The organism is Ruegeria sp. AWH4_226 (assembly GCF_056159225.1).
In genome coordinates, this window is sequence record NZ_JBSWUU010000001.1 from 134,393 (window position 1) to 159,156 (window position 24,764).

Annotated in this window: 23 protein-coding genes; 21 read left to right on the forward strand and 2 right to left on the reverse strand. The window is 58.8% G+C overall.

Annotation, left to right across the window (positions count from 1 at the left end):
* Positions 1-2: 2 nt before the first annotated feature.
* The 5 genes from ACXAET_RS00690 to ACXAET_RS00710 all read left to right on the forward strand — a co-directional run bounded on the left by ACXAET_RS00690 (position 3) and on the right by ACXAET_RS00710 (position 6,013).
* Entirely contained in the window at positions 3-1,484 is a 1,482-nt protein-coding gene (locus ACXAET_RS00690; protein WP_475179535.1) for a UDP-N-acetylmuramoyl-L-alanyl-D-glutamate--2,6-diaminopimelate ligase, read from the forward strand.
* Complete coding sequence (locus tag ACXAET_RS00695; protein ID WP_475179537.1) at positions 1,481-2,875, forward strand: UDP-N-acetylmuramoyl-tripeptide--D-alanyl-D-alanine ligase; 1,395 nt, start codon at positions 1,481-1,483, stop codon at positions 2,873-2,875. Before ACXAET_RS00690 ends, ACXAET_RS00695 begins: the two co-directional genes overlap by 4 nt.
* A gap of 24 nt (positions 2,876-2,899) precedes the next feature.
* Positions 2,900-3,982, forward strand: coding sequence for a phospho-N-acetylmuramoyl-pentapeptide-transferase (gene mraY, locus ACXAET_RS00700; RefSeq protein ID WP_068335706.1), 1,083 nt, complete (start codon positions 2,900-2,902; stop codon positions 3,980-3,982).
* Between the two features lie 150 nt (positions 3,983-4,132).
* Entirely contained in the window at positions 4,133-5,533 is a 1,401-nt protein-coding gene (gene murD / locus ACXAET_RS00705) for a UDP-N-acetylmuramoyl-L-alanine--D-glutamate ligase (RefSeq protein ID WP_475179539.1), read from the forward strand.
* A 105-nt stretch (positions 5,534-5,638) separates the two neighbouring features.
* On the forward strand, positions 5,639-6,013 hold the full coding sequence (locus ACXAET_RS00710; protein ID WP_475179542.1) for a glycine zipper family protein: 375 nt from the start codon (positions 5,639-5,641) through the stop codon (positions 6,011-6,013).
* On the opposite strand, the gene ACXAET_RS00715 is transcribed toward ACXAET_RS00710, so the two are convergent.
* Positions 6,010-7,188: a BaiN/RdsA family NAD(P)/FAD-dependent oxidoreductase gene (locus tag ACXAET_RS00715; protein ID WP_475179545.1), complete on the reverse strand. Its 1,179-nt coding sequence runs from the start codon at positions 7,186-7,188 to the stop codon at positions 6,010-6,012. The genes ACXAET_RS00710 and ACXAET_RS00715 overlap by 4 nt on opposite strands.
* A gap of 140 nt (positions 7,189-7,328) precedes the next feature.
* On the opposite strand from ACXAET_RS00715, the gene ACXAET_RS00720 reads away from it, so the two are divergent.
* The 16 genes from ACXAET_RS00720 (at position 7,329) to ACXAET_RS00795 (ending at position 24,309) form a co-directional block, all read left to right on the forward strand.
* Positions 7,329-7,622 (forward strand): antibiotic biosynthesis monooxygenase family protein, encoded by a 294-nt coding sequence (locus tag ACXAET_RS00720; protein WP_475179546.1) that lies wholly within the window; start codon positions 7,329-7,331, stop codon positions 7,620-7,622.
* A 169-nt stretch (positions 7,623-7,791) separates the two neighbouring features.
* A complete protein-coding gene (gene ftsW / locus ACXAET_RS00725; protein WP_475179547.1) occupies positions 7,792-8,955 on the forward strand; it encodes a putative lipid II flippase FtsW in 1,164 nt (387 codons plus the stop codon).
* Complete coding sequence (locus ACXAET_RS00730) at positions 8,955-10,052, forward strand: UDP-N-acetylglucosamine--N-acetylmuramyl-(pentapeptide) pyrophosphoryl-undecaprenol N-acetylglucosamine transferase (RefSeq protein ID WP_475179550.1); 1,098 nt, start codon at positions 8,955-8,957, stop codon at positions 10,050-10,052. Before ftsW ends, ACXAET_RS00730 begins: the two co-directional genes overlap by 1 nt.
* Entirely contained in the window at positions 10,049-11,458 is a 1,410-nt protein-coding gene (gene murC / locus ACXAET_RS00735; RefSeq protein WP_475179552.1) for a UDP-N-acetylmuramate--L-alanine ligase, read from the forward strand. The genes ACXAET_RS00730 and murC overlap by 4 nt, the downstream gene beginning before the upstream one ends.
* A gap of 76 nt (positions 11,459-11,534) precedes the next feature.
* Positions 11,535-11,783, forward strand: a complete 249-nt coding sequence (locus tag ACXAET_RS00740) for a DUF2484 family protein (protein ID WP_475179554.1) — start codon at positions 11,535-11,537, stop codon at positions 11,781-11,783.
* Complete coding sequence (locus ACXAET_RS00745; RefSeq protein WP_475179556.1) at positions 11,780-12,034, forward strand: DUF2484 family protein; 255 nt, start codon at positions 11,780-11,782, stop codon at positions 12,032-12,034. Before ACXAET_RS00740 ends, ACXAET_RS00745 begins: the two co-directional genes overlap by 4 nt.
* 45 nt (positions 12,035-12,079) lie before the next feature.
* Positions 12,080-13,006, forward strand: a complete 927-nt coding sequence (murB, locus tag ACXAET_RS00750; protein WP_475179559.1) for a UDP-N-acetylmuramate dehydrogenase — start codon at positions 12,080-12,082, stop codon at positions 13,004-13,006.
* A 103-nt stretch (positions 13,007-13,109) separates the two neighbouring features.
* Complete coding sequence (locus tag ACXAET_RS00755) at positions 13,110-14,030, forward strand: D-alanine--D-alanine ligase (RefSeq protein WP_475179560.1); 921 nt, start codon at positions 13,110-13,112, stop codon at positions 14,028-14,030.
* A complete protein-coding gene (locus tag ACXAET_RS00760) occupies positions 14,018-15,028 on the forward strand; it encodes a cell division protein FtsQ/DivIB (RefSeq protein ID WP_475179563.1) in 1,011 nt (336 codons plus the stop codon). The genes ACXAET_RS00755 and ACXAET_RS00760 overlap by 13 nt, the downstream gene beginning before the upstream one ends.
* Entirely contained in the window at positions 15,028-16,362 is a 1,335-nt protein-coding gene (ftsA, locus tag ACXAET_RS00765) for a cell division protein FtsA (protein ID WP_475187026.1), read from the forward strand. The genes ACXAET_RS00760 and ftsA overlap by 1 nt, the downstream gene beginning before the upstream one ends.
* Positions 16,349-16,765 carry a hypothetical protein gene (locus ACXAET_RS00770; RefSeq protein ID WP_475179565.1) on the forward strand — a complete coding sequence of 139 codons (417 nt, stop codon included), beginning with the start codon at positions 16,349-16,351 and terminating at the stop codon, positions 16,763-16,765. The genes ftsA and ACXAET_RS00770 overlap by 14 nt, the downstream gene beginning before the upstream one ends.
* A 345-nt stretch (positions 16,766-17,110) precedes the next feature.
* A complete protein-coding gene (ftsZ, locus tag ACXAET_RS00775) occupies positions 17,111-18,733 on the forward strand; it encodes a cell division protein FtsZ (RefSeq protein WP_475179568.1) in 1,623 nt (540 codons plus the stop codon).
* A 213-nt stretch (positions 18,734-18,946) separates the two neighbouring features.
* Positions 18,947-19,867, forward strand: coding sequence for a UDP-3-O-acyl-N-acetylglucosamine deacetylase (lpxC, locus tag ACXAET_RS00780; protein ID WP_475179572.1), 921 nt, complete (start codon positions 18,947-18,949; stop codon positions 19,865-19,867).
* Between the two features lie 127 nt (positions 19,868-19,994).
* Positions 19,995-20,837 (forward strand): outer membrane protein assembly factor BamD, encoded by an 843-nt coding sequence (locus ACXAET_RS00785; protein WP_475179576.1) that lies wholly within the window; start codon positions 19,995-19,997, stop codon positions 20,835-20,837.
* A gap of 35 nt (positions 20,838-20,872) precedes the next feature.
* Positions 20,873-22,522: a DNA repair protein RecN gene (recN, locus tag ACXAET_RS00790; RefSeq protein ID WP_475179580.1), complete on the forward strand. Its 1,650-nt coding sequence runs from the start codon at positions 20,873-20,875 to the stop codon at positions 22,520-22,522.
* 101 nt (positions 22,523-22,623) lie between these two features.
* Entirely contained in the window at positions 22,624-24,309 is a 1,686-nt protein-coding gene (locus ACXAET_RS00795) for a chloride channel protein (RefSeq protein WP_475179581.1), read from the forward strand.
* A 76-nt stretch (positions 24,310-24,385) separates the two neighbouring features.
* On the opposite strand, the gene ACXAET_RS00800 is transcribed toward ACXAET_RS00795, so the two are convergent.
* A complete protein-coding gene (locus tag ACXAET_RS00800; RefSeq protein WP_068335669.1) occupies positions 24,386-24,727 on the reverse strand; it encodes a DUF427 domain-containing protein in 342 nt (113 codons plus the stop codon).
* Positions 24,728-24,764 lie beyond the last annotated feature (37 nt).

The following is a 24,764-nucleotide window of genomic DNA, read 5'->3' on the forward strand; positions in this document are numbered from 1 at the left end:
GCATGGGCACAAGGACAAAAACACTCAGCCAATTGGCCCTGACCGCCCGGGGTGGTGCAAATCCCGACATCACTGGCCTGGCAGTTGATAGCCGCGAGGTAAAGGACGGCTTCCTTTTCGCCGCTTTGCCCGGCACCCGCGTGCATGGTGGGGAGTTCATTCAATATGCTTTGCGGATGGGGGCTGCGGCGATCCTGACAGACGCCAAGGGTGCTGAAATCGCCGCTGAGGAGCTGGCCGCGTCGCACGCCGCGCTGATCGTGGCCGAAGACCCGCGTCAGGCACTGGCCGGGTGCGCCGCCCTGTGGTTTGGCGCGCAGCCTGAGACCATCGTTGCGGTTACGGGAACCAATGGGAAGACCTCGGTCGCCACATTTGTACGCCAAATCTGGACCGAGCTTGGACATGCGGCCGTCAACCTTGGGACCACGGGTGTCGAAGGGGCATGGACAACCCCGCTGGCGCATACCACGCCGGAACCCATAACGTTGCACCGTTGCCTTGCCGAAGCTGCCGAAAACGGTGTGACTCATGCCGCAATGGAAGCGTCCTCGCACGGGCTAGAACAACGCCGTTTGGACGGTGTGCACCTGACCGCCGCAGGATTTTCGAATTTTTCGCAGGACCATCTGGATTATCACGAAACTTTCGAGGCGTATTTTGCCGCCAAGGCCGGGCTATTCGACCGCGTTCTGCCGCAGGATGGCACCGTTGTGATCAATATGAGCGACCCCAAAGGCGCAGACGTCCGCAAAATCGCCGAGGCGCGCGGGCAATCGGTTCTTACGGTTGGGTCGGGCGATGCCGATCTGTGCTTGATAGGCCAGCGTTTTGATGCGACCGGGCAGGATTTGCGCTTCTCTTGGCAAGGCAAAGTGCTTCAAGCGCGCCTGAATCTGATCGGCGGGTTCCAGGCCGAAAATATTCTGCTGGCTTGTGGTCTGGTCATCGCGGCGGGTGACGACCCCGAGCGCGTGTTCGAAACCTTGCCGCATCTGACGACTGTCCGGGGCCGGATGCAACTGGCTGCCACACGCCAGAACGGAGCAACGGTTTTTGTCGACTATGCCCATACACCAGATGCCGTGGCGACGGCCTTAAAGGCGATGCGACCGCATGTCATGGGGCGCCTGATCGCGATTGTCGGTGCTGGCGGGGATCGCGATGCAACCAAACGTCCGCTTATGGGCAAAGCCGCCGCTGATCATGCAGATGTTGTGTTTGTCACTGACGACAACCCTCGCAGCGAAGATCCGGCTACCATCCGCGCCGCTGTCCTTTTGGGCGCACCCGACGCCACCGAAGTGGGCGACCGCGCCGAGGCCATCCTGCGCGGCGTTGATGCGCTCCAACCCGGTGATGCGCTGCTGATTGCAGGGAAGGGGCACGAAACGGGCCAGATTGTCGGCGATCAGGTCTTGCCGTTTGACGACGTGGAACAAGCCAGCATCAGCGTGGCCGCGCTGGATGGGAGGGTGGCATGACGCTGTGGACCGCAGCCGAGGCTGCCGAAGCCACCGGCGGGCATGCAACAACCGACTGGGACGTGAATGGCGTGTCGATCGACACGAGAACCCTCCAACCCGGTGACCTCTTCGTAGCATTGAAAGCCGCACGTGACGGGCATGATTTCGTAGCGCAGGCCTTGGAAAAAGGCGCTGGGGCCGCGCTCGTGTCGCGCATCCCTGATGGCGTTTCCCAAGACGCACCGTTGCTTGTTGTCGCGGATGTTCAAGCCGGGCTGGAAGCGCTGGGTAAGACCGGGCGCGCCCGCACCCGCGCGCGCGTGGTGGGTGTCACCGGTAGCGTGGGAAAGACGTCAACCAAGGAAATGCTGGCGACCATCTTTGAGACGCAGGGAAAAACTCATGCCAGCGTCGCCAGCTACAACAACCATTGGGGCGTACCTTTGACGTTAGCGCGTATGCCGCGCGATACCGAATTCGCCGTGATCGAGATCGGAATGAACCACCCCGGAGAGATTGCGCCCTTGGCCCGTCAGGCCCGGCCGCATGTAGCATTGGTCACGACCGTGGCGGCGGTGCATCTGGAGGCTTTTGATTCAGTTGCTGGCATCGCTCATGAAAAAGCTGCGATTTTCGAAGGGCTTGAACCCGGCGGTGTGGCCATCGTGAATGCCGATATCGAATATGCAAACATTCTGCGCCAGACCGCGCTGGATCAGGGTGCAAAGATCATCGATTTTGGCCGCAGGGCCGCAGATTACGTCCTGACCGGCGTTGCACAAGTAAACGGCTCGGTCCGCGCCGATGCAACATTAAGAACCAAGGCCTTTTCATACGATGTGCAGTCGGCGGGCGCTCATTTCGCCATGAACGCTCTGGGTGCTCTGGCGGCCTGCGTTGAAATGGGCGTTGATCTTGACGACGCAATCGCTGGCCTGAAGCAATGGTCGCCAGTCAAAGGGAGGGGCGTGCGCGAAATCTTACCCTTAGCTTCAGGGGGCGAAATCGAGCTGCTGGACGACAGCTATAATGCCAACCCCACCTCGATGGAGGCGGCACTGGATGTGCTCGCGGCGTCGAAAGCTGCGCGCAGGATTGCGTTTCTGGGGGATATGAAAGAGTTGGGCGGACAGGAAGTCGCGATGCATGCCGGGCTGGCAGGCGTTGGCGCGATGGCGCGGGTGGATCAAGTCCACAGTATCGGTCCGCTGATGAAGGCCCTGCATGACGCGCTGCCCACAGACAAGCGTGGGCGGTGGTGTGAAACCAGCGCAGAAATGGCTAAGCATCTGCCGGAGCTGGTCCGCGCAGGCGACACGGTGTTGGCCAAAGGTTCACTGAGCATGGCGCTGGCTCAGATTGTTGACGGTTTGCGGAAAATGGGGCAAGGGAGCGCGCCTGGCTCATGATCGCCGCGTTGGAAAGGTTTTGACATGCTGTATTGGTTGACCGCCCTGTCGGATGGAGGCGATTTCTTTAACCTCTTCCGCTACATCACGTTCCGTGCGGGCGGGGCCTTTTTGACGGCGCTGATTTTTGGGTTCATCTTTGGCAAGCCCCTGATCAACGTGCTTCGAAAGAAGCAAGGTAAGGGTCAGCCAATCCGGGATGACGGCCCTGAAGGACACTTTTCCAAGGCGGGAACGCCCACGATGGGCGGGTTGCTGATTGTTGGCGCGTTGGTTACGTCGACGCTGGTCTGGGCGCGGTGGGATAACCCTTATGTCTGGATGGTGCTGTTCGTGACGCTGGCCTATGCGGCGATTGGCTTTGCAGATGATTTCGCCAAGGTGTCGAAACAAAACACAAAGGGTGTGTCGAGCAGGATGCGACTGGCGCTGGGCGTGATAATTGCCGTTCTGGCGTCGCTCTGGGCGTCATTGCATCATCCCGAAGCCTTGCAGAACCAGATGGCGGTGCCGGTCTTCAAGGACACTCTGGTCAACCTTGGAGTTTTCTATATTCCCTTCGCGGTCGTGGTTATCGTCGGGGCGGCGAATGCAGTGAACCTGACTGATGGTCTGGACGGGCTGGCGATCATGCCGGCAATGATCGCGGCGTCGACCTTGGGTGTCATCGCCTATGCCGTCGGGCGGGTCGACTTCACCGAGTATCTGGATGTGCATTATGTGCCGGGAACCGGAGAAATCCTGATCTTTACCGCAGCATTGTTTGGGGGCGGGCTTGGGTTCCTGTGGTATAACGCCCCGCCTGCCGCTGTGTTTATGGGCGATACCGGATCGCTGGCACTGGGCGGCGCACTGGGTGCGATTGCAGTGGCGACCAAGCACGAGCTGGTATTGGCAGTGGTCGGTGGATTGTTCGTGGTCGAAGCGCTGAGTGTGATCATTCAGGTGCTTTATTTCAAACGAACCGGTCGACGTGTTTTCTTGATGGCACCTATTCATCACCACTATGAGAAAAAGGGTTGGGCTGAGCCGACAATCGTGATCCGCTTTTGGATTATCTCGCTGATCCTTGCGATGATTGGCCTTGCGACTTTGAAAGTCCGGTAACGCTCCCGCCAGGTTCGGCGGACCTGCGGTCCACCTGCCACCTGTTGGGCCTGGCTCGCGCTGCCGCGCGAGCCTTTTGCTGCCCTTGCCATCGGTGATTTCTTCTGCGCAGTGTGGCGGCGAATTGGACGTCAGAAAAAGGTGGGTGGCATGATCCCTGTGAAAGGGTTCTCGGGTCAGAAGGTTGCGGTTCTGGGGCTTGGTCGGTCAGGTCTGGCCGCGGCCCGCGCATTGCGGGCTGGCATGGCCGAGCCGCTTTGTTGGGATGACAATCCAGCCGCGCGGGAAAGGGCCGAAGCCGAAGGGCTCGTCTGTGTCGATCTGCTTCGCAACGGTGCTTTCGAAGGGGTCGCGTCGCTGATTGTGTCGCCGGGTATTCCGCATCTTTATCCCGAACCAAACCCGGTTGTGGCAGCCGCGCTAGAGGCAGGCGTTCCGGTAGATAACGACATAGGGCTGTTTTTCCGGTCCTTTGCAGGGCCAGAATGGAACAGCTATGACGCTCCGCCGCGTGTAATTGCGGTGACGGGATCGAATGGGAAATCGACTACTGCGGCATTGATCCATCACATTCTTACCGAAGCTGGGCGTGAGGCGCAGTTGGCGGGCAATATCGGGCGCGGAGTGTTGGATATCGAACCGGGCGGGGATGGGTCCGTGGTAGTTCTTGAGCTCTCCAGCTATCAGACCGAGCTGGCGCGCGCGTTGACGCCCGACGTGGCCGTGTTCACCAATCTTTCACCAGATCATCTGGACCGGCATGGGGGGATGGGCGGCTATTTTGCCGCCAAACGTCGTTTGTTTGCCGAGGGCGGGCCAGATCGCGCCATCATCGGGGTGGATGAAAAAGAAGGTGCGTTTCTAGCGGGGCAGCTTTCGGAGGGTCCGGTTGACGATCGCGTCATCCGTATCTCGGTATCGCGCAAGCTGACCGGGCCGGGCTGGCAAGTCTTTGCGCGCAAGGGCTTCCTGTCCGAGTATCGTAAAGGGCGGCAGGCCGGATCAATTGACCTGCGCCTGATCAAGGGGTTACCGGGCGCGCATAATCATCAGAACGCCTGCGCCGCCTATGCGGCCTGTCGCGCCCTGGGTCTTGCACCGCGTGTGATCGAGGACGCGCTTCACAGCTATCCCGGTTTGCCACATCGAAGCCAGATCATCGCCGAAGTTGACGGCGTGACTTATGTGAACGACTCCAAGGCCACGAATGTGGAGAGTGCATTGAAGGCCCTGAATGCCTTCAAGAAGATCAGGTGGATTTGCGGTGGGCTTGAAAAGGAAGGCGGCTTGGCGGCCCTGAACGCCGCAGCGGACCAAGTAATCAAAGCCTACGTGATCGGGCGCGAGGCTGCTGGCTTTGCCATGCAGCTAAAAGCTGAGGCGCAAGTCTGCACAACGATGGCGGAAGCCGTTGCGCAAGCCATGGCCGATGCGCAACCGGGAGAGACCGTGTTGCTTGCGCCGGCAGCAGCCAGTTTTGATCAATACGACAACTTCGAACGGCGCGGAGAAGACTTTACCTCGCAGGTTCGGCAAAGGCTTGCGGAATAGCGATTTGCAATAGACCGCCTGTTGGGCCAAGCTAGGGTGCTATCAGCTTGACGCGCCTTGGCAATTGCGTTTGGCTTCGGGCAAATGCAACACGAGGTTATGACAATGCCATACCGTAAGTTTTCATTGATCCTTCCCGCTTGTCTGGCGATTGCTGCCTGCACGAATGTGGGTGCAAATTATGTCCCGATTATTGATGGGCCAGTTGGACCGAATTACCAATCCGATCTTGCAAATTGTCAGGCCTTGGCAAGAACGCAAGGCACTGTGGACGGCAGTACGGCCGGTGCGGCAGCGGTTGGTGCTGCGGGTGCTGCGGCAACCACCGCAATAATTCAGGACAGCAGCGACAATCTGGGCCGTGCAGCGGCCGCGGGTGCTTTGGTTGGGGCTGGCGCGAGTGCGATCAATAACACCCAGAACCAGGAAGTCATCGTGCGCAACTGCATGCGCGGACGTGGCTACAACGTCGTAGGTTAATGGGCCGCGATGGCTGTTCCGGCGGCATAGCCTGAGGACCACGCCCACTGGAAGTTGTAGCCGCCCAGCCACCCGGTGACATCGACCGCTTCACCAATTGCATAGAGGCCAGGGACATCCTTGGCCTCCATTGTTTTTGAAGACAGGTCATCAGTATCGATCCCGCCCAGCGTGACCTCGGCGGTGCGATAACCTTCGGTGCCTGATGGGGTCAGTTCCCAGTTGCTGAGCGCTGCGGTTAACTTGGTCAGCGCAATGTCGGGCTGATCGGCCAGATTGCCCTGCATCTGGATATTCTGGGACAGGTAGTCCACAAGCCGCGCGGGAAGATGACGCGCCAATTCGGTGGTCAGCGCCTTGCGACCTGCGGCCTGTCTTTGATCACGCAGCAAGTCGAAAAGGGGCAGATCAGGAATCATGTTGACCCGGATCGCTTCACCTTCGCGCCAATAGGACGACAGTTGCAGCGCCGACGGTCCGCTGAGGCCGCGATGGGTGAAAAGCAGCGCCTCGTCAAAGCTGGTGTGCTCGTTTGACAGACGTACGGGCAGGGATACACCGGACAGGTCGTTGAATTTACCGTCCGAGAATGTGAAGGGCACAAGCGCGGCGCGCGTATCGGTGATCCGCAGGCCGAACTGGCGGGCAATATCATAGGCCAGCCCGGTTGCACCCATCTTGGGGATCGACTTGCCACCTGTGGCCAGGACCAGATTGGTGCAGGTCACGCTGAGGCGCTGCCCCTCGCGGTCAAAATCCAACACGAACCCAGTGTCCGTCTTGCGCAGGTCCTTCAACTCGGTGCGCAGCCACAGCTCAGCCCCGACGCGGTCCATCTCGGACAGCAGCAGTTGAATAATCTGCTTTGACGACCCGTCGCAAAACAGTTGGCCCAAGGTTTTCTCATGCCATGCGATCTTGTGGCGCCCAACCAGATCAATGAAATCCCACTGTGTGTAGCGCGCCAATGCGGATTTGCAGAAATGAGAGTTCTGCGACAAGAAGTTGTCGGACCAAGCATACATATTCGTAAAGTTGCAGCGCCCACCGCCTGAAATGCGGATTTTCTCACCCGGAGATTTTGCATGGTCGATCACCAGAACGCGCCCACCGCAATGGGCCGCGCACATCATGCCGGCAGCACCGGCCCCTAGGATGATCGTGTCAAAAGTCATGGGCAGCGCATGGCGTGAATTGTGCCGGATATCAAGTGGAAGCAGACCAGAAAGCCAATGCAAGGGAAACGAGAGCTATTGTGGTAAACTTCTGCAAGCGCGGACATCAAGATGGATCTGCGCTGAAGGAGGGCACCCCAATGATCATGCGCATTTTCCAAGTCACGGTTCGACCGGGTAAAGAGGCGGAATTCTCAGAGTTCTTCCATGAGACCGCGATACCCCTGATGAAGAACACGGAAGGCATTGTTCAGGTCCTTCCGGGTGCCCCGCGTTCGGAAACGCCACGTGAATTCAGTTTCGTTATGGTCTGGCGCAGTTTGGATGCGCTAAAGGCCTTTGTGGGTGAGGATTACAACAGCCCGCATATTGACCCGGCCGAAGCTGAATTGGTCGAATCCCGGACAATCAAACACTACGATCTTGTCGAATAAGAAGGTCTGCGGGATAGGAAATCATCTTGCTTGCCCGAAACGGCAGCTTTTGGGGCCAATTTCCGCTGTTGTGTCCTCATTCCGCTAGCCCAAACACCAAAATCCCTGTAGACTCAACGTCAGACCCCGAGAAACGGGGCGTGGATGAGGCAGAGAGTGGCGGTATCTCATGACTGAGATGGTGTATGGCGCGGTCCAGGACCAGCGCGGAGAACCGATTCTACCAAAGTGGTGGCGCACGATTGATCGCTGGACCATGTCCTGCGTGCTGATCCTGTTTGTCATCGGGCTGTTGCTTGGGCTGGCTTCATCGCCACCGCTGGCAGGCCGCAACGGGTTCGATCCGTTCCACTATGTCGAACGTCAGGCGATCTTTGGTGGATTGGCACTGATTGCGATGCTGTTGACCTCGATGATGTCGCCGACGCTGGTACGGCGTCTGGCCATTCTTGGGTTTTTGGGAGCTTTCGTAGCACTGGTCTTTCTGCCCGTTTTTGGCACCGATTTTGGTAAGGGCGCGGTGCGCTGGTACTCGCTGGGTTTTGGCTCGCTGCAGCCATCCGAGTTTCTGAAGCCCGGCTTTATCGTCGTGGCCGCATGGTTGCTGGCCGCATCGCAGGAAATCAACGGCCCTCCGGGACGGCTTTGGTCGTTTGCGTTGTGCATGGCGATCGTGGGCATGCTGGTATTGCAGCCCGATTTCGGGCAGGCTTGCTTGATCCTCTTTGGCTGGGGCGTGATGTACTTCGTGGCCGGAGCGCCGATGCTGCTGCTGGTGGGGATGGCAGGTGCGGTCGTTCTGGCCGGTATGCTGGCCTACTCGAATTCAGAACATTTTGCCCGTCGCATAGATGGATTTCTGAATCAGGAAGTCGATCCGACCACGCAAATTGGCTATGCCACCAACGCCATCCGTGAAGGTGGATTATTCGGTGTTGGCGTGGGTGAGGGGCAAGTGAAATGGTCACTGCCCGACGCGCACACGGATTTCATCATTGCGGTCGCGGCCGAGGAATACGGCCTTGTTCTGGTCCTGATCATCATCGCGCTCTATGCGCTGATCGTTGTGCGGTCGTTGCTGCGCCTGATGCGCGAACGGGATATGTTCATCCGTCTGGCCGGTACTGGTTTGGCCTGCATTTTTGGCGTTCAGGCCATGATCAACATGGGGGTCGCAGTACGGTTGCTGCCCGCCAAGGGCATGACGCTACCGTTTGTCAGCTATGGCGGCTCGTCACTTATTGCGGGTGGTATTGCGGTTGGCATGCTGCTGGCCTTCACCCGAATGCGCCCTCAGGGCGAGTTTGGTGACATTCTGCGCGGACGAGGTTGATGAGCAAACCCTATCTTCTGATTGCTGCGGGCGGCACCGGGGGGCATATGTTCCCCGCGCAGGCGCTGGCCGAGGCGATGCTTCACAAGGGGTGGCGTGTACGTTTGTCCACCGACCCGCGTGGTGCGCGCTATACCAGCGGCTTTCCGCATTCGACCGAGATTGTCGAGGCTTCGTCAGCGACCTTCGCGCGCGGTGGTCTGGCCGCCAAGGCGCTGGTCGGACCCAAGATCGCGGGCGGTGTGACCAGCATGGCAATGCAGATGATGCGCGACCGACCGGATGTTGTTGTGGGGTTCGGTGGCTATCCCTCGATCCCTGCGCTGGGTGCGGCAACCTTGCTGAACGTCCCGCGCATGATCCATGAACAGAACGGGGTTCTGGGGCGGGTTAACAAACTATTTGCTACCCGCGTTCCGCAAGTCGCCTGCGGCACTTGGCCCACCGACTTGCCCGAAGGCGTTAAACGGGTCCACACTGGCAACCCCGTCCGTGCCGCCGTGCTGGAGCGCGCAGCAGCCGGTTATATCCCGCCCGGCGATTATCCGATGTCGATTCTGGTGATGGGTGGGTCGCAGGGTGCGCGCATCCTCAGCGACGTGGTTCCCGGTGCGATTGCCGCTTTGCCTGAAGATCTGCGCGGCCATATCCGTGTTGCCCATCAAGCCCGTGACGAGGATGGCGCGCGTGTTGCGGCGTTCTATGCTGATCACGGTATCAGGGCCGAAGTCGAACCTTTCTTTCAGGATGTCCCGCGCCGCATTTCGGACGCGCAACTGGTTATCTCACGTTCGGGCGCGTCCAGTGTTGCCGATATCTCGGTTATTGGAAGGCCGTCGGTTCTGATCCCGTTTGCTGCCGCTGCTGGCGACCACCAGACTGCGAATGCCCGTGGGTTGGTGCAGGCGGGCGGGGCGATCATGATCCCCGAGAATGCCCTTGACGTTTCGTCGTTGACCGAGCAAATCACCTCAGTTCTGACCAACCCGGAAGCGGCGCAAAAGATGGCCCAAGCCGCCTTGTCGACGGGCACCCCGGATGCAACCGAGCGCTTGGTACATCTTGTCGAAGATCTGGCGCAGAAGGAGATCGCATGAATCCTGCAACCAAACTGCCGCAAGACGTCGGGCTGATCCATTTCGTGGGGATCGGCGGGATAGGGATGTCTGGAATTGCCGAGGTTCTTCTGAACTTAGGATACCGGGTTCAGGGATCAGATCTGAAGACCTCAAAAATCACGGACCGGCTGGCAGGCCTGGGGGCTGAGATTTTTGTAGAACAACGCGCAGAAAACCTTGAAAACGCTTCTGTCGTTGTGGTGTCGACCGCGATCAAACCGGGCAACCCGGAACTTGATGGTGCGCGTGCGCAGGGGCTGCCTGTTGTGCGCCGCGCCGACATGCTGGCCGAGCTGATGCGCCTGCGCTCAAACATCGCCGTTGCCGGAACCCATGGTAAGACAACCACGACTACGATGATGGCCGAGTTGATGGTTGCTGGTGATTTTGACCCGACCGTGATCAACGGGGGTGTCATCCACGCCTATGGCTCAAACGCCCGTATGGGGCAGGGCGAATGGATGGTTGTTGAGGCCGACGAATCCGATGGGTCGTTTAACCGTCTGCCCGCAACCATCGCCATCGTCACCAATATTGACCCCGAGCATATGGAGCATTGGGGCGATTTCGACAAATTGCGCGATGGATTCTACGAGTTTGTTTCGAATCTTCCATTCTACGGTCTGGCCGTGTGTTGCACTGACCACGCCGAGGTTCAAACGCTTGTGGGTCGAATTACCGACCGCCGCGTACGCACCTATGGCTTCAACGCGCAAGCGGATGTGCGGGCGGTGAACCTGACATACAAGGGCGGGGTCGCGCATTTCGATGTCCACCTGCAATACGAAGACACCGTGATCGAGGGGTGTACCTTGCCCATGCCGGGCGACCACAACGTGTCCAACGCACTGTCTGCTGTCGCCGTAGCCCGTCACCTCGGCATGAAAACTGCCGAGATCCGCAAGGCATTGGCCAATTTTGGCGGAGTCAATCGCCGCTTTACCAAGGTAGGCGAGGTCGACGGCGTGACGATCATCGACGACTACGGCCATCACCCTGTTGAAATCGCCGCCGTCCTGAAAGCTGCGCGTCAGGCGACCGAGGGTCGCGTGATCGCCGTTCATCAGCCGCACCGCTACTCTCGCCTGTCCAACCTGTTCGAAGACTTCTGCACCTGCTTCAACGACGCTGATGTGGTCGCCATCGCGGATATCTTCGCCGCTGGAGAAGATCCGATCCCCGGCGCCTCTCGCGATGATCTGGTGCAGGGTCTGATCCGCCACGGCCACCGCCATGCCCGCGCCCTTCTGAACGAAGATGACCTTGAGCGCCTCGTGCGTGAGCAGGCCCGCCCCGGCGATATGGTTGTCTGTCTCGGGGCAGGAACAATCAGTGCATGGGCGAACGGTTTGCCCGTAAGACTGCAAAGAAAACAAGCCGTTTGACCCAAACTGATATTTGTCGCACAACTTGCAAGTGTGACAACCGGACATTTACCACTGCGCGCCTTCGGAGAGGCCAATGGACTATTCGATAACCTTTGCGGCCCTCTGGGTGATATGCGCCACGATTGTTGGGTTGCTTCCGATGCGGCTGCAATTTCCACCGGGTTTCCTTTTGCTGATCTGTGCGCCGGTTGTGATCATCTGGCTAGGCTATGACCACGGCTGGCTCTGGTCGGTTCTGGCGATCGGAGGTTTCGTGTCCATGTTCCGCAACCCTATCCGCTTTTATTGGCGCCGTTGGACCGGGCAGGAGGTTGCTGAGTGAATTGGTCGATCGCTTTTGCCGCGTTGTGGGGTATCGCAGCAAATGTACTGGCGATGCTTCCCAGCAAGGATAATCACTGGACCCGCGCCTATATCCTGATTGCGGTCGGCATCCCCATTCTGGGATATGTCACCTATGAAAACGGCCCGTGGATCGGGCTGCTGGTTTTGGCTGCGGGTATGTCCATGCTGCGCTGGCCAGTGATCTATCTGGGGCGGTGGCTGCGCAGTGTCATGCGGTCTGCGCCTTAGCCTTTACAGCTTGCGTTGTGATGCTAAATCCGCGATCTAGCAGGCATGACATCTCTTCCTGTTCCGCGCGGCAAGCTCTCTGAAAATCGGTCCTTGAATGACCTCACTTGGCTGCGCGTCGGTGGACCTGCAGATTACCTGTTCCAGCCCGCCGATATTGACGACCTGAGGGCGTTTCTGCGCGATCTGCCAGCGGGTGTTCCTGTCTTTCCAATGGGCGTTGGATCGAACCTGATTGTCCGCGATGGCGGCTTGCGTGCCGTGGTGATCCGGCTGGGGCGCGGCTTTAACGGGATCAATGTCGAGGGCAACACCGTCACCGCGGGTGCGGCAGCACTCGATGCGCATGTGGCGCGTAAGGCGGCGGATGCGGGGGTGGACCTGACCTTTCTGCGGACGATCCCCGGTTCGATTGGTGGTGCGGTGCGGATGAATGCGGGCTGCTATGGCAGCTACACAGCGGATGTGCTGCGCAAGGTTACGATCGTCACCCGGCAAGGTGAGCTTGCCGAGCTTACGCCTGACGATCTGAACTTTCGCTACCGCCAAACCGATCTGCCCGAGGGCGCGGTGTTGATTGATGCCACGTTTGAAGGCCCCTCGGGCGACCCAGAGGAACTTCACGCTCGCATGAAAGCCCAACTTGAAAAACGCGACGAGACCCAACCAACGAAAGATCGCAGCGCCGGTTCCACCTTTCGTAACCCTGCGGGGTTCTCTTCGACGGGCCGGGCTGATGACATACACGACCTGAAGGCGTGGAAGGTGATTGACGATGCGGGCATGCGCGGGGCGACAAAAGGTGGTGCGCAGATGAGTCCCAAGCACTCGAATTTCCTCATCAACACCGGGAACGCAACTGCCGCAGACCTGGAAGGTCTGGGGGAAGAGGTGCGAAAAAAGGTTTACGAAACAAGCGGCATCACGCTAGAGTGGGAAATCATGCGGGTCGGTGATCCGCTGAAGGAATAAAGCCCCAACCGTCAGACCAAAACAGGCAATTAACGGCGACGGATCAAAGGCATAACGCAGCACGGACCACGACACAAGGTCCGGGGACATTGAGGCGCACGAAGTGGGTAGGTCGAGCAGGACAAACCCCAAAGTGGCGGTGTTGATGGGTGGCCCCTCGGCGGAACGCGAGGTGTCTCTCAGCTCTGGGCGCGAATGCGCGGCCGCCCTTGTGGGAGAAGGCTTTGAAGTGGTCGAGCTGGACGCTGGTCCCGACCTCTACGCGCGCCTGTCCGAAATCAAGCCAGATGTGGTCTTCAACGCTCTGCATGGTCGCTGGGGTGAGGATGGCTGCGTGCAGGGTGTGCTGGAATGGATGCGCATCCCCTATACGCATTCCGGTGTTCTGGCCTCGGCCCTCGCGATGGACAAACAGCGCAGCAAGGACGCATTCCTAAGCGCCGGTATGCCGATTGCGGACAGTGTCATCCTTCCCAAGGCGGGTGTGATGGCAGATCACGTGATGAAGCCGCCTTACGTGGTCAAGCCCAACAATGAAGGCTCCAGCGTTGGCATTTACCTTGTGATGGAAGGTACAAACATCCCGCCGCAACTGTCGGATGACATGCCCGATCAGGTGATGGTTGAACAATATGTCGCCGGGCGCGAACTAACGGTTACGGTTATGGGCGACCGGGCCCTGACCGTGACTGAAATCATGACCGATGGCTGGTACGATTACGATGCCAAGTACAAACCCGGTGGTTCATGGCACGTATTACCTGCTGAAATTCCGTCGGATATATTTGAATTATGCCTTGATTACGCCGTGCGCGCCCACAAGGTTCTGGGCTGCAAAGGCGTCAGCCGGACGGATTATCGCTGGGATGACACCAAGGGCAGGGATGGCCTGTTCTTACTGGAAACGAACACGCAACCCGGCATGACACCAACTTCGCTAGTACCGGAGCAGGCCGAGTTCTGTGGGCTCAGCTTCGGCCAGCTGTGTGCCTGGATGGTGGAGGACGCTTCATGCGACCGCTGAAAGCCACCCGCGCGCCGGTCATTCATCGGTCCAAGCCTCTGACGGGGCCAGACGCGGATTTTGCCTCTGGTGATAGACATGAGGACGAGACTGGTTTGCACCTGCGCGGTGTCAGGCTGTTTGGGCGCAGGTCGCGACGCTGTGATCCAGCTCCATCGCGGTTCAGCTATCGCTTCCAGCGCTGGATGTTGACGCGGGGTGTACGACGCGGTCTTAGATTGGGGATACCCGTAGTCCTGCTTGTTGCTGTCACCGGCGTCTACTTCGGTTCGCAAGAGCGGCGCGATGCGGCAGTCGCTTACGTTGCGGACATCAAGACCTCAATCCAACAGCGACCGGAGTTTATGGTCAACTTGATGGCCATTGATGGTGCTGGCCCCAACCTGTCGGAAGACATTCGCGAAATCGTGCCGCTGGATTTCCCGATCAGTTCCTGGGACCTCGACGTAGAACAGATCCGGGACACAGTTACCGGGCTTGATCCGGTCAAGTCCGCCGCTGTTCGAGTGCGCCCCGGCGGCATCCTTCAAGTCGACGTGGTTGAACGCCAACCCGTTGTCGTCTGGCGTACGCGCCGCGGGATCGAGCTGTTGGACGATACAGGCGCGCATGTCGAGCGTATTGCTTCGCGCAAAGACTATGCCAACCTGCCATTGATCGCGGGTAAGGGCGCAGATGATCACGTTGCCGAAGCTCTGGCCCTGATGAACATCGCCAGCAGCCTGGGTGGACGTGTGCGTGGGCTGGTTCGTATCGGCGAACGCCGATGGGACCTGGTGCTGGACCGTGGCCAACGCATCATGCTCCCAACCGAACGTCCCGTGCGCGCGCTCGAGCGTGTGTTGGCCGTAAACGAAGTACAGGACTTGTTGGAACGCGATGTGGCCGTGGTAGACATGCGCCTTGGTCAGCGTCCGACAATCAGAATGACCAAAGCCGCCAGCGAAGACTGGTGGAATACAAAAGCGACAGTGGGTAACGGGCAGAAACGACCATGATGACCGATCTATATCAGTCCCAAAGGGCAATGCGACAGATGCGCAGACAGGCGATGCAGCGCGGTGTTGTCGCCATTCTGGATGTGGGCAGTTCCAAGATAGCCTGCCTTGTGTTGCGCTTTGATGGCACGGGTCGGCTAAGCGAGGACAACAGCATCGGGTCGTTGGCGGGCCAGACCGGGTTTCGGGTGATCGGCGCTGCCACAACGCGGTCGCGGGGTGTCCAGTTTGGTGAAGTCACTGCGATGCAGGAAACCGAACGCGCCATCCGCACCGCGCTGCAAGCTGCGCAAAAGATGGCGGATATCCGAGTGGATCATGTCATTGCCTGCTTCTCGGGCGCGAATCCCCGGTCCTATGGGCTGGACGCCCAAGTCGAATTGGATGGGCAGGAAGTGACCGAGGCCGAGGTCGGCCGCGTTTTGAACGCCTGCGATGTGCCCGACTATGGCGCCGGACGGGAAGTGCTGCACGCCCAGCCAGTGAACTTTGCATTGGATAACCGATCGGGTCTGATTGATCCGCGCGGGCAATTGGGTCAGATGCTCGCCGTTGACATGCACATGCTGACGGTGGATGCGGTTGCGATCCAGAACATCGTACGCTGCATCAAACGCTGCGACCTTGAACTCGCAGGTATTGCGAATTCAGCTTATGTATCGGGCGTCTCGGCCTTGGTCGAGGATGAGCAAGAGCTTGGCGCAGCCTGTATTGACATGGGCGGCGGCACGACCAGCGTTTCGATCTTCATGAAAAAGCACATGATTTACGCCGATTGCGTACGTATGGGCGGCGACCACGTGACGGCCGACATCTCGATGGGGCTGGGCGTCCCGGCTGCTGTGGCGGAACGGATCAAGACCTTTAACGGCGGTGTCCACGCGACCGGGGCCGACGACCGTGATCTGATCGATATTGGCGGCGATACCGGTGATTGGGAACACGACCGCCGCACCGTCAGCCGGGCCGAACTGATCGGTATCATGCGACCACGTGTTGAAGAGATTCTTGAAGAAGTCCGCGTCCGTCTGGACGCCGCCGGTTTCGAACACATGCCTAGTCAGCAGATCGTGCTGACCGGAGGTGGAAGTCAGATCATGGGGCTGGATGGCCTGGCCACCCGTATTCTTGGCCAGCGCGTCCGATTGGGTCGGCCCTTGCGCGTCCACGGCCTGCCACAATCTGCGACGGGACCGGGTTTTTCGTCGGCCGTCGGGCTTAGCCTGTTTGCAGCGCATCCGCAGGACGAATGGTGGGATTTCGAAATTCCGGTCGATACTTATGCCGCACGGCCGCTCAAACGCGCTATGCGCTGGTTCCGTGACAATTGGTAGGGCACTCGGGATCGCGGCGGTGGTCGCCTTGGCTCCGCTTGCGACCAACGCTCAGACTCGGATTTCCCCCGATGTTTTCCTGGACGCGGTCCAAGGTAAGACCGTCATGTTTTACGACTTTCCCAGCGGTATCCTCGTCGGCACCGAGCAGTTTCTGAGTCGCAACCTATCCGTTTGGCGGATGGAGGGTCGGGGCTGCGTCTATGGGCAGATCACGACGCCTAATGGGCAACTTTGCTTTCTGTACGATGACGATCCGGATGGGGTGCCGGTCTGTTGGTGGACCTTTGAGTACGAAGGGCGGCTCATGGTGCGATTGGCCAGCTTTAATCACACTGAAATCCAAGAGGTACGCAACATCTCCGAGGACGATCTGAATTGCCCAAGTGCCCAGATTGGCTGAAGAAATGTCTTGCGTGCCGAACGTATTTCCAGCAAGTTACCTATAGGGCCCGTCAGAGGCCAAGCGGCAGGACATGAGCAGTTTTCCGCTTAACAAAACCGGTGATCTTTCAGTGGCGCGTAATCCAGCTCTGCCGCGTGGTCGCTTATTTTGTGGTGGATTGAGATCATTCCGCAACATATCGCAATTCATGCGAAATACCGTTTAGCAGCGCCTTAATTCCTCCATATTTTGTGGAATTCGACTATTTTTGGCGTGACCTTTTGGGTTTCGAGCGGTAGGATTGTCCGTGAACAGGTAAGAAAAACACCGCTTTGGCGGGTCAATAAAACAGGCGGACAGAGCATGACATTGAATCTTTCGATGCCCGGGCACGACGAACTGAAGCCTCGGATTACAGTATTTGGCGTTGGCGGTGCAGGCGGAAACGCCGTTAACAACATGATTGAAAAACAACTTGATGGCGTGGATTTCGTAGTCGCCAACACTGACGCGCAAGCGTTACAGCAAAGCCAGTCGTCATCACGGGTGCAGCTGGGCGTCAAAGTGACCGAGGGTCTTGGCGCCGGTGCCCGCCCAACTGTCGGGGCTGCGGCTGCGGAAGAAAGCATTGAGCAGATCGTTGATCATCTGGCCGGTGCGCACATGTGCTTTATCACGGCCGGCATGGGTGGCGGCACTGGTACGGGTGCCGCGCCGATCATCGCACAAGCCGCGCGCGAATTGGGTGTGCTGACCGTCGGTGTTGTGACCAAGCCGTTCCAGTTCGAAGGCGCCAAACGGATGCGTCAGGCCGAGGACGGTGTTGAGGCGCTGCAAAAAGTTGTCGACACGCTGATCATCATCCCAAACCAGAACCTGTTCCGCCTTGCCAATGAAAAGACCACCTTTACCGAGGCGTTCTCGATGGCCGATGACGTTCTCTATCAGGGCGTCAAGGGTGTGACCGATCTTATGGTACGTCCGGGCCTGATCAACCTCGACTTCGCCGATGTTCGTGCCGTGATGGACGAAATGGGCAAGGCGATGATGGGAACGGGTGAGGCCACGGGCGAAGATCGTGCCGTTCAGGCGGCTGAGAAGGCCATTGCCAACCCGCTGCTGGACGAAATAAGCCTCAAGGGTGCTAAGGGTGTGCTGATCAACATCACCGGTTCGCATGACCTGACTCTGTTTGAGCTGGACGAAGCCGCCAACCGCATCCGCGAGGAAGTGGACCCCGAGGCGAACATCATCGTCGGCTCTACACTTGATACAGCGATGGAAGGCGGCATGCGCGTTTCCGTCGTGGCCACCGGGATCGACGCCAGCGAAAAAAGCGCTGATGTTCCGGTCGCGCGGCGCACCATGTCAGCCCCGTTGACGCGCACTGTATCCGCCGAAGAGCCGCAGCAGGATGAGACCCCCATTGCTGCGGCTGATACGGCAGAGCCGGTTGCGCAACCCGAAGTAAACCGCGAACCTTCTTTGTTCGAAACGGCCGAAGAACCTGCGCAGCCGCAGTTCCAACCTCAGGCAGAGCAGGATGATGACGGGTTGCCGCCGCCGGCCTACCAACCGCGCGTGGCAGAGTTTGAGCCGACCCCTGAGCCGGTCGAGCACGCTGCGGAAAGCTATGTTGCCCCGCAACCCAAGCCCGCCGCTGGCACTCCGTCCCCCGAGGCATTGCAGCGTTTGCAAACAGCGGTTCAAAAGGTTCCTGCATCCGAACGCGGGTTTTCCGCGCCGCGTCCGCAGGCTCCGCGACAAGCACCGGCGCCACAGGCAGAGGCGCAGGATCGTCCTCGGTTCGGCTTCAATCGCCTCATCGATCGGATGACCGGACATGCGGCAGATACACCTGCTCAACCGGTCCGCCAACAACCCCCGGTACGCCAGGCTGACGCCACGGCACCTGCGCATGATGAGGCTGATCCTGAACAGGACCGGATCGAAATTCCCGCCTTTTTGCGGCGTCAGGCCAACTGATCCCGGTAACAAATTAGCGATCACGGGCCGCCGCTTGGCGGCCCTTTTCTTTTTAAATTCATAACTTAAGCGGTGTGTAAGCAGGCTTTTGCCGATCTGTTACATTCATGTTTCATTCAGTTACAAAGAGTGAGTTGAGCCTTGACGCGTGCTTCCTTAACTGAATGTCCAACACGGACCGCTTAGGCCGGACATCATTCATCGAGGCTAACCTTGCAACATACGCTCAAATCCCCGGTCACGTTTAAAGGCGTCGGGCTGCACAGCGGCAAACCGGCTACGATGGTTTTGAAACCGGCAGCCGCCGGTCACGGAATCTGGTTCAAACGGACGGATATTGAGCTGGGAAATGCGCTGATCCCCGCCATATACGATGTGGTGGAACGGACACCGCTTTGCACACGTTTGGTGAACGACGCGGGCGTATCGGTCTCAACTGTTGAGCATATCATGGCCGCGCTGGCAGGTTGCGGTGTGCATAACGCGCTGATCGAAATCGACGGACCCGAAGTGCCGATCATGGACGGATCTGCGATTGATTTTGTACGTGGGATCATGGCCAAAGGCGTGCGCCGCCAGAGCAGCCCGGTTCTGGCCTTTGAGGTTCTGAAACCCGTGACCGCAACGCGTGAAGGCGCAAGCGCATCCATCGTTCCGGCAGACGGTCTAATCATCGACTTCCACATTGATTTCGAAGACAGCGCGATTGGCAACCAGACCAAAACGTTGGATATGCGCAACGGCTCGTTCGCGCGTGAGCTGAGCGATTGCCGCACCTTCTGCCGACGCACTGACGTTGAGGCAATGCGCGAAAGCGGTTTGGCCTTGGGTGGCACTCTGGACAATGCTGTTGTCGTTCAGGGCGACGACGTTCTGACGCCCGGCGGTTTCCGTCACGCGGACGAGGCTGTACGACACAAGATGCTGGACGCCTTGGGCGATCTCTATTTGGCGGGTGGGCCGATTCTGGGCCACTTCACCGGCGACAAATCCGGTCATGCGATGACCAACACGCTGCTGCGCAAGCTTTTTGAAACGCCCGGCGCGGTTCGGCCGATCCTGTGTACACCCGAGCAGGCCGCGCGCCTTCCGGGGCAGGGTTTAGTTTGGGACGAAATTCCCGAAGTTGCCTGATTGGTTCGCCCCGGTCTACAATTCCGCGAACTGACCTACTAAGGCGTTTTGCCCCGGAATTATATATGCTAGACCAAGGGCAAATCCGGGGTATGTCCCGACAAGCAATACAACAAGGATAGGCGGAATGGTTGGCACCAAAGCGGCAGTCAGATTCGCGGGCGCGATTCTTCTGACAGCAGTTTTGACGGCGTGCGGCAACAGTGGCGCGGACCGCAATCAAAATCTGGAAGGCTTCACGCCCGAGCAGATCTATACGCGCGGTGAATTCGAACTGTCGCAGAATCGCTCGGATGACGCGGCGTGGTATTTTTCAGAAGTTGAACGTCTGTACCCCTATTCCGATTGGGCGAAACGTGCGCTGATCATGCAGGCATTTTCGTATCACTCAGACAAGAATTACGAGGAAAGCCGGGCAGCCGCACAACGCTATATCGACTTTTACCCAACCGACGAAGATGCCGCCTATGCGCAGTATCTTCTGGCGCTCAGCTACTATGACCAGATTGACGAGGTCGGTCGCGATCAGGGGCTGACGTTTCAGGCGTTGCAATCCTTGCGGACGGTGATCGAGGTTTATCCTGACAGCGAATATGCAACCTCGGCTGTGCTTAAATTTGATCTGGCCTTCGACCATCTGGCAGGTAAAGAGATGGAGATCGGGCGTTATTATTTGCGTCAGGATCACTATACCGCGGCCATCAACCGGTTCCGCGTCGTTGTTGAGGATTTCCAGACGACAACCCACACCGCCGAAGCGCTCTATCGTCTGATCGAGGCGTATTTGTCGCTGGGCTTGGTGGATGAGGCGCAGTCCGCCGGTGCTATCCTGGGCTATAACTACCAGTCGTCCGAATGGTACGACGCAGGTTACCAGTTGCTGACCTCGCGCGGGTTGGACCTGAAGAGCCGCGGTAACAACTGGCTGAGTCAGATTTATCGCCAGACTATCAAAGGTGAGTGGTTGTAATCGCCATGGCTACAGGCGTGGGACGCTAAGACCCGATGCTGCGCGCCCTTGATATCCGCGATATGCTGATCATTGACCGGCTGGAACTGACATTTCAGCCGGGTTTGAACGCCTTGACGGGTGAAACCGGGGCAGGAAAGTCGATTCTTCTGGACTCGCTGGGTTTTGTATTGGGCTGGCGCGGTCGGGCCGAACTGGTACGTCAGGGGGCCGCGCAGGGTGAAGTTGTGGCCGTATTCGAACTTGGCCCTGATCACCCGGCACATTTGGTTCTGGCCGAAGCTGGCCTGCCGGGCGGCGAGGAACTGATCCTGCGTCGCATCAACACGGCTGAAGGGCGTAAAACTGCTTGGGTCAACGACCGCCGCTGTTCAGGCGAAGTGTTGCGCGCCCTGTCAGACACGCTGATAGAATTGCACGGTCAACATGATGATCGTGGGTTGCTGAACCCACGCGGACACCGGGCGATGCTGGATACCTATGCAAAAACGGACGAGAATCTGGCGGCCGTACGCGGAGCGTGGACAAAAATGTCACGCGCACGAAAGGCTTTGGCCGAGACCGAGGCGGCGCTTGCCGCCATGCGGGCCGAAGAAGAATTCCTGCGCCACGCCGTTGCTGAACTGGACAAGCTGGACCCTCAGCCCGGGGAGGACGCGGAACTGGATGCGCGGCGCCGTATGATGCAGGGGGCCGAACGCATCAGAGACGATGTTGCACGCGCGTTTGACCTGCTGGGCGGAGAAGGGGCCGAGGGCGCGATGTCAGATGCCGTACGATGGCTTGAAGGTGTTTCCGACAATGCAGGTGGGCAGCTGGAAGAGCCAATCGCAGCTTTGGGACGCGCGTTGATCGAACTTGGTGAGGCGCAGGACGGGGTAAGTACCTGCCTTCAGGCGTTGGACTTCAACCCCGCGGAGCTTGAGGCCACAGAAGAGCGTTTGTTCGCAATCCGCGCGCTGGCCCGAAAACACGATGTTGCACCAGATGATCTGGGCCGATTTGCGACCACGCTGCGCGATCGCCTGAACCGGCTGGATGCAGGTGATGCTGATCTGGCGGATCAGCAAGCGGAAGCCGATGCGGCGCAGTCCGCATATGACCTTGCGGCCGAGGCCCTGAGTGCGGCGCGCCGGCACGCTGCCGGGCAATTGGATGCCGCGGTTATGGCTGAACTGGCACCGCTGAAAATGGAACGCGCGTTGTTTCAGACCGAAATCACCGCCGCCGATCCTGGCCCTGAAGGCAAAGATGCGGTGGCCTTTACTGTCGCCACCAACCCCGGCGCGCCCTCAGGACCGTTGAACAAGATCGCCTCAGGTGGTGAGCTCAGCCGGTTTTTGCTGGCCCTCAAGGTTTGTCTGACGGGCGATGACAGCGCGCGGACCATGATCTTCGATGAAATCGATCGCGGTGTCGGTGGGGCAACCGCCGACGCGGTCGGGCGCCGGTTGGCGTCTTTGGCGAATGGAGGGCAGGTGCTTGTCGTGACGCATTCTCCGCAGGTTGCGGCCCGTGCGTCCCATCACTGGCGGGTGCAAAAGCAGGTGACCGATGGTCAGACCCTGTCCACCGTCATTCCGCTGGCCCAGCCGGACCGGGTGGATGAAATCGCCCGCATGGTCGCCGGAGACACCATAACGGATGAGGCCCGCGCCGCTGCCCGCGCCTTGCTGGATGCCTGAAGAAATTCTGCTGCGGTCCGAACCTTCAAACCATAGCGATCCTGCTTTTCTCAGGCGGCTCCGTAGCTTACTAAAGGGTGTGTACTGATCCCCGAGAGCCCATGACCCAATCAACCCGCACCGTTCTGCGCAACCAGCTCAATCAGGCTCTGGCCGCGATCAAGGACGCATGGCGGGTCATGTTGCGACGCGGCCCAAGCCAAGTTCAGTTCTGGTTCATTGCATTGGCTATCGGTATTGCCGCAGGCTTTATGGCCTTGGGGTTTCGTAAGGCAATTCAGGCGTTGCAGGCGTTTGTTTACGACACCGACAATATCCTTCTGTTGCATAGCCATGCGGAAAAACTGCCGCGGGTTCTGATCCTGATCACGCCGATTATCGGCGGTCTGTTGGTCGGTATCATATTGCACAAGTTCACGGACGATGGCCGGGTGCGGTCGGTCGCGGATGTGATCGAAGGTGCCGCTTTGACCAATGGGCGGGTCGAAGGAAAGGCTGGCGTTGCCTCATTCTTTGCCTCGTTGATCACCCTCAGCACCGGGGGGTCCACTGGACGAGAGGGGCCGGTTGTACATATGGCCGGAGTAATCTCGACCTGGGTGAGCAACCGTATCCACGCTGATGGCATAACGGGGCGCGACCTGTTGGGATGTGCGGTGGCGGCAGCGGTATCGGCAAGCTTCAACTCGCCCATTGCCGGTGCATTGTTCGCGCTTGAGGTGGTGTTGCGCCATTTTGCCGTTCACGCCTTTGCGCCTATCGTCATTGCGTCGGTCGCTGGTACGGTGATCAACCGGCTGGAATATGGCGATGTGACCGAGTTTGTTCTTGAAACCCCCGGATCGCTACAATTCTACGTGGAGCTTCCTGCTTTTCTAATCCTTGGCCTGATCTGCGGATTGGTGTCCCTGCTAATGATGCGGTCAATCTTTTTTGCCGAGGATATTGGAAACCATATACAGACCCGTATTTCCCTGCCGCGCTGGCTGCGTCCGGCAATGTCTGGCGCAATGCTAGGGCTGTTGGCAATCTGGTTCCCGCATATCATCGGCGTTGGGTACGAGACGACGATCCGCGCTCTGGCGGGTGACCTGACCCTTTCGGCTGCAATTTTGTTTGCCGTGATCAAAACGATTGCTGTGGCTATAACCATGGGCGGTCGAATGGGGGGCGGGGTGTTTTCACCCTCACTCATGATCGGCGCACTGACCGGGCTGGCCTTTGGTCTGATCGCGACCGGGCTGCTGCCAGATGTATCGGGGACGCATACGCTCTATGCTTTTGCAGGCATGGGGGCCGTGGCTGCAGCCGTTCTGGGTGCGCCGATTTCTACCACCATGATCGTCTTTGAACTGACCGGAGATTGGCAGATCGGGATTGCCGTGATGGTTTCGGTTTCAATGTCCACCGCACTGGCCTCGCGTCTGGTGGACCGGTCTTTCTTCCTGACCCAGTTGGAACGGCGTGACGTACACTTGGCTGCGGGTCCGCAGGCCTATTTATTGGCCATGTTGCGCGCCGGTGCGGTTATGCGACCGATAGGTGACCCCCGTTCGATCACGAAAGACGAGGCGCTGGACCTGATCAATCAGGGGCTTTGCGTAAATGCCAGCGCAACGCTGGAAGCGGCGATGCCCTATTTCGACCGAGACGACATTCCCTGCATTCCCGTGGTGGTCGTTGAAGAAGACGGCAGCGAAAACCCTGTGGGTGCATTGTTTCACGTCGATGCACTAAAGGCGTATAATCGCGCGCTGGCAGCCACTGCGGCCGAAGAACACTCGTAGCCGTAGCACACCGATGCTGTACCACATGGATAGGTGTCATGGGTAAAACGGTATGAATAGGCTCGGCGACCCTTACCTAAATCTGTTCGACCTTGACGGTATCACTCGGATAAAATGCGACATAGCCCTTGAGTTCGGCCATGGCTGGGATCGGGTCCTCATAGCTCCAGGCGGCATTTTCAGTGACCGAGGATTTGTTGACGATCGAGAAATGCGTGGCGTCGCCCTTGTGTGGGCAATGCGTGGTCTTGTCAGTCATGTCCAGAAATGCCATCGCGATGTCCGCGCGCGGGAAATAGATCACCGAAGGCAGGTCTCCCTCGGTCAATTCCAATGCATTCGTGCTTTCACCCAATACGGCCCCACCGGAACGGACGCACCATTTGCCTGGTGCCTTGTGAATCGTGATTTCAACCATTTCTCTTCCCTCGTCTTTTTCGGGCTTCTCCTCTGCC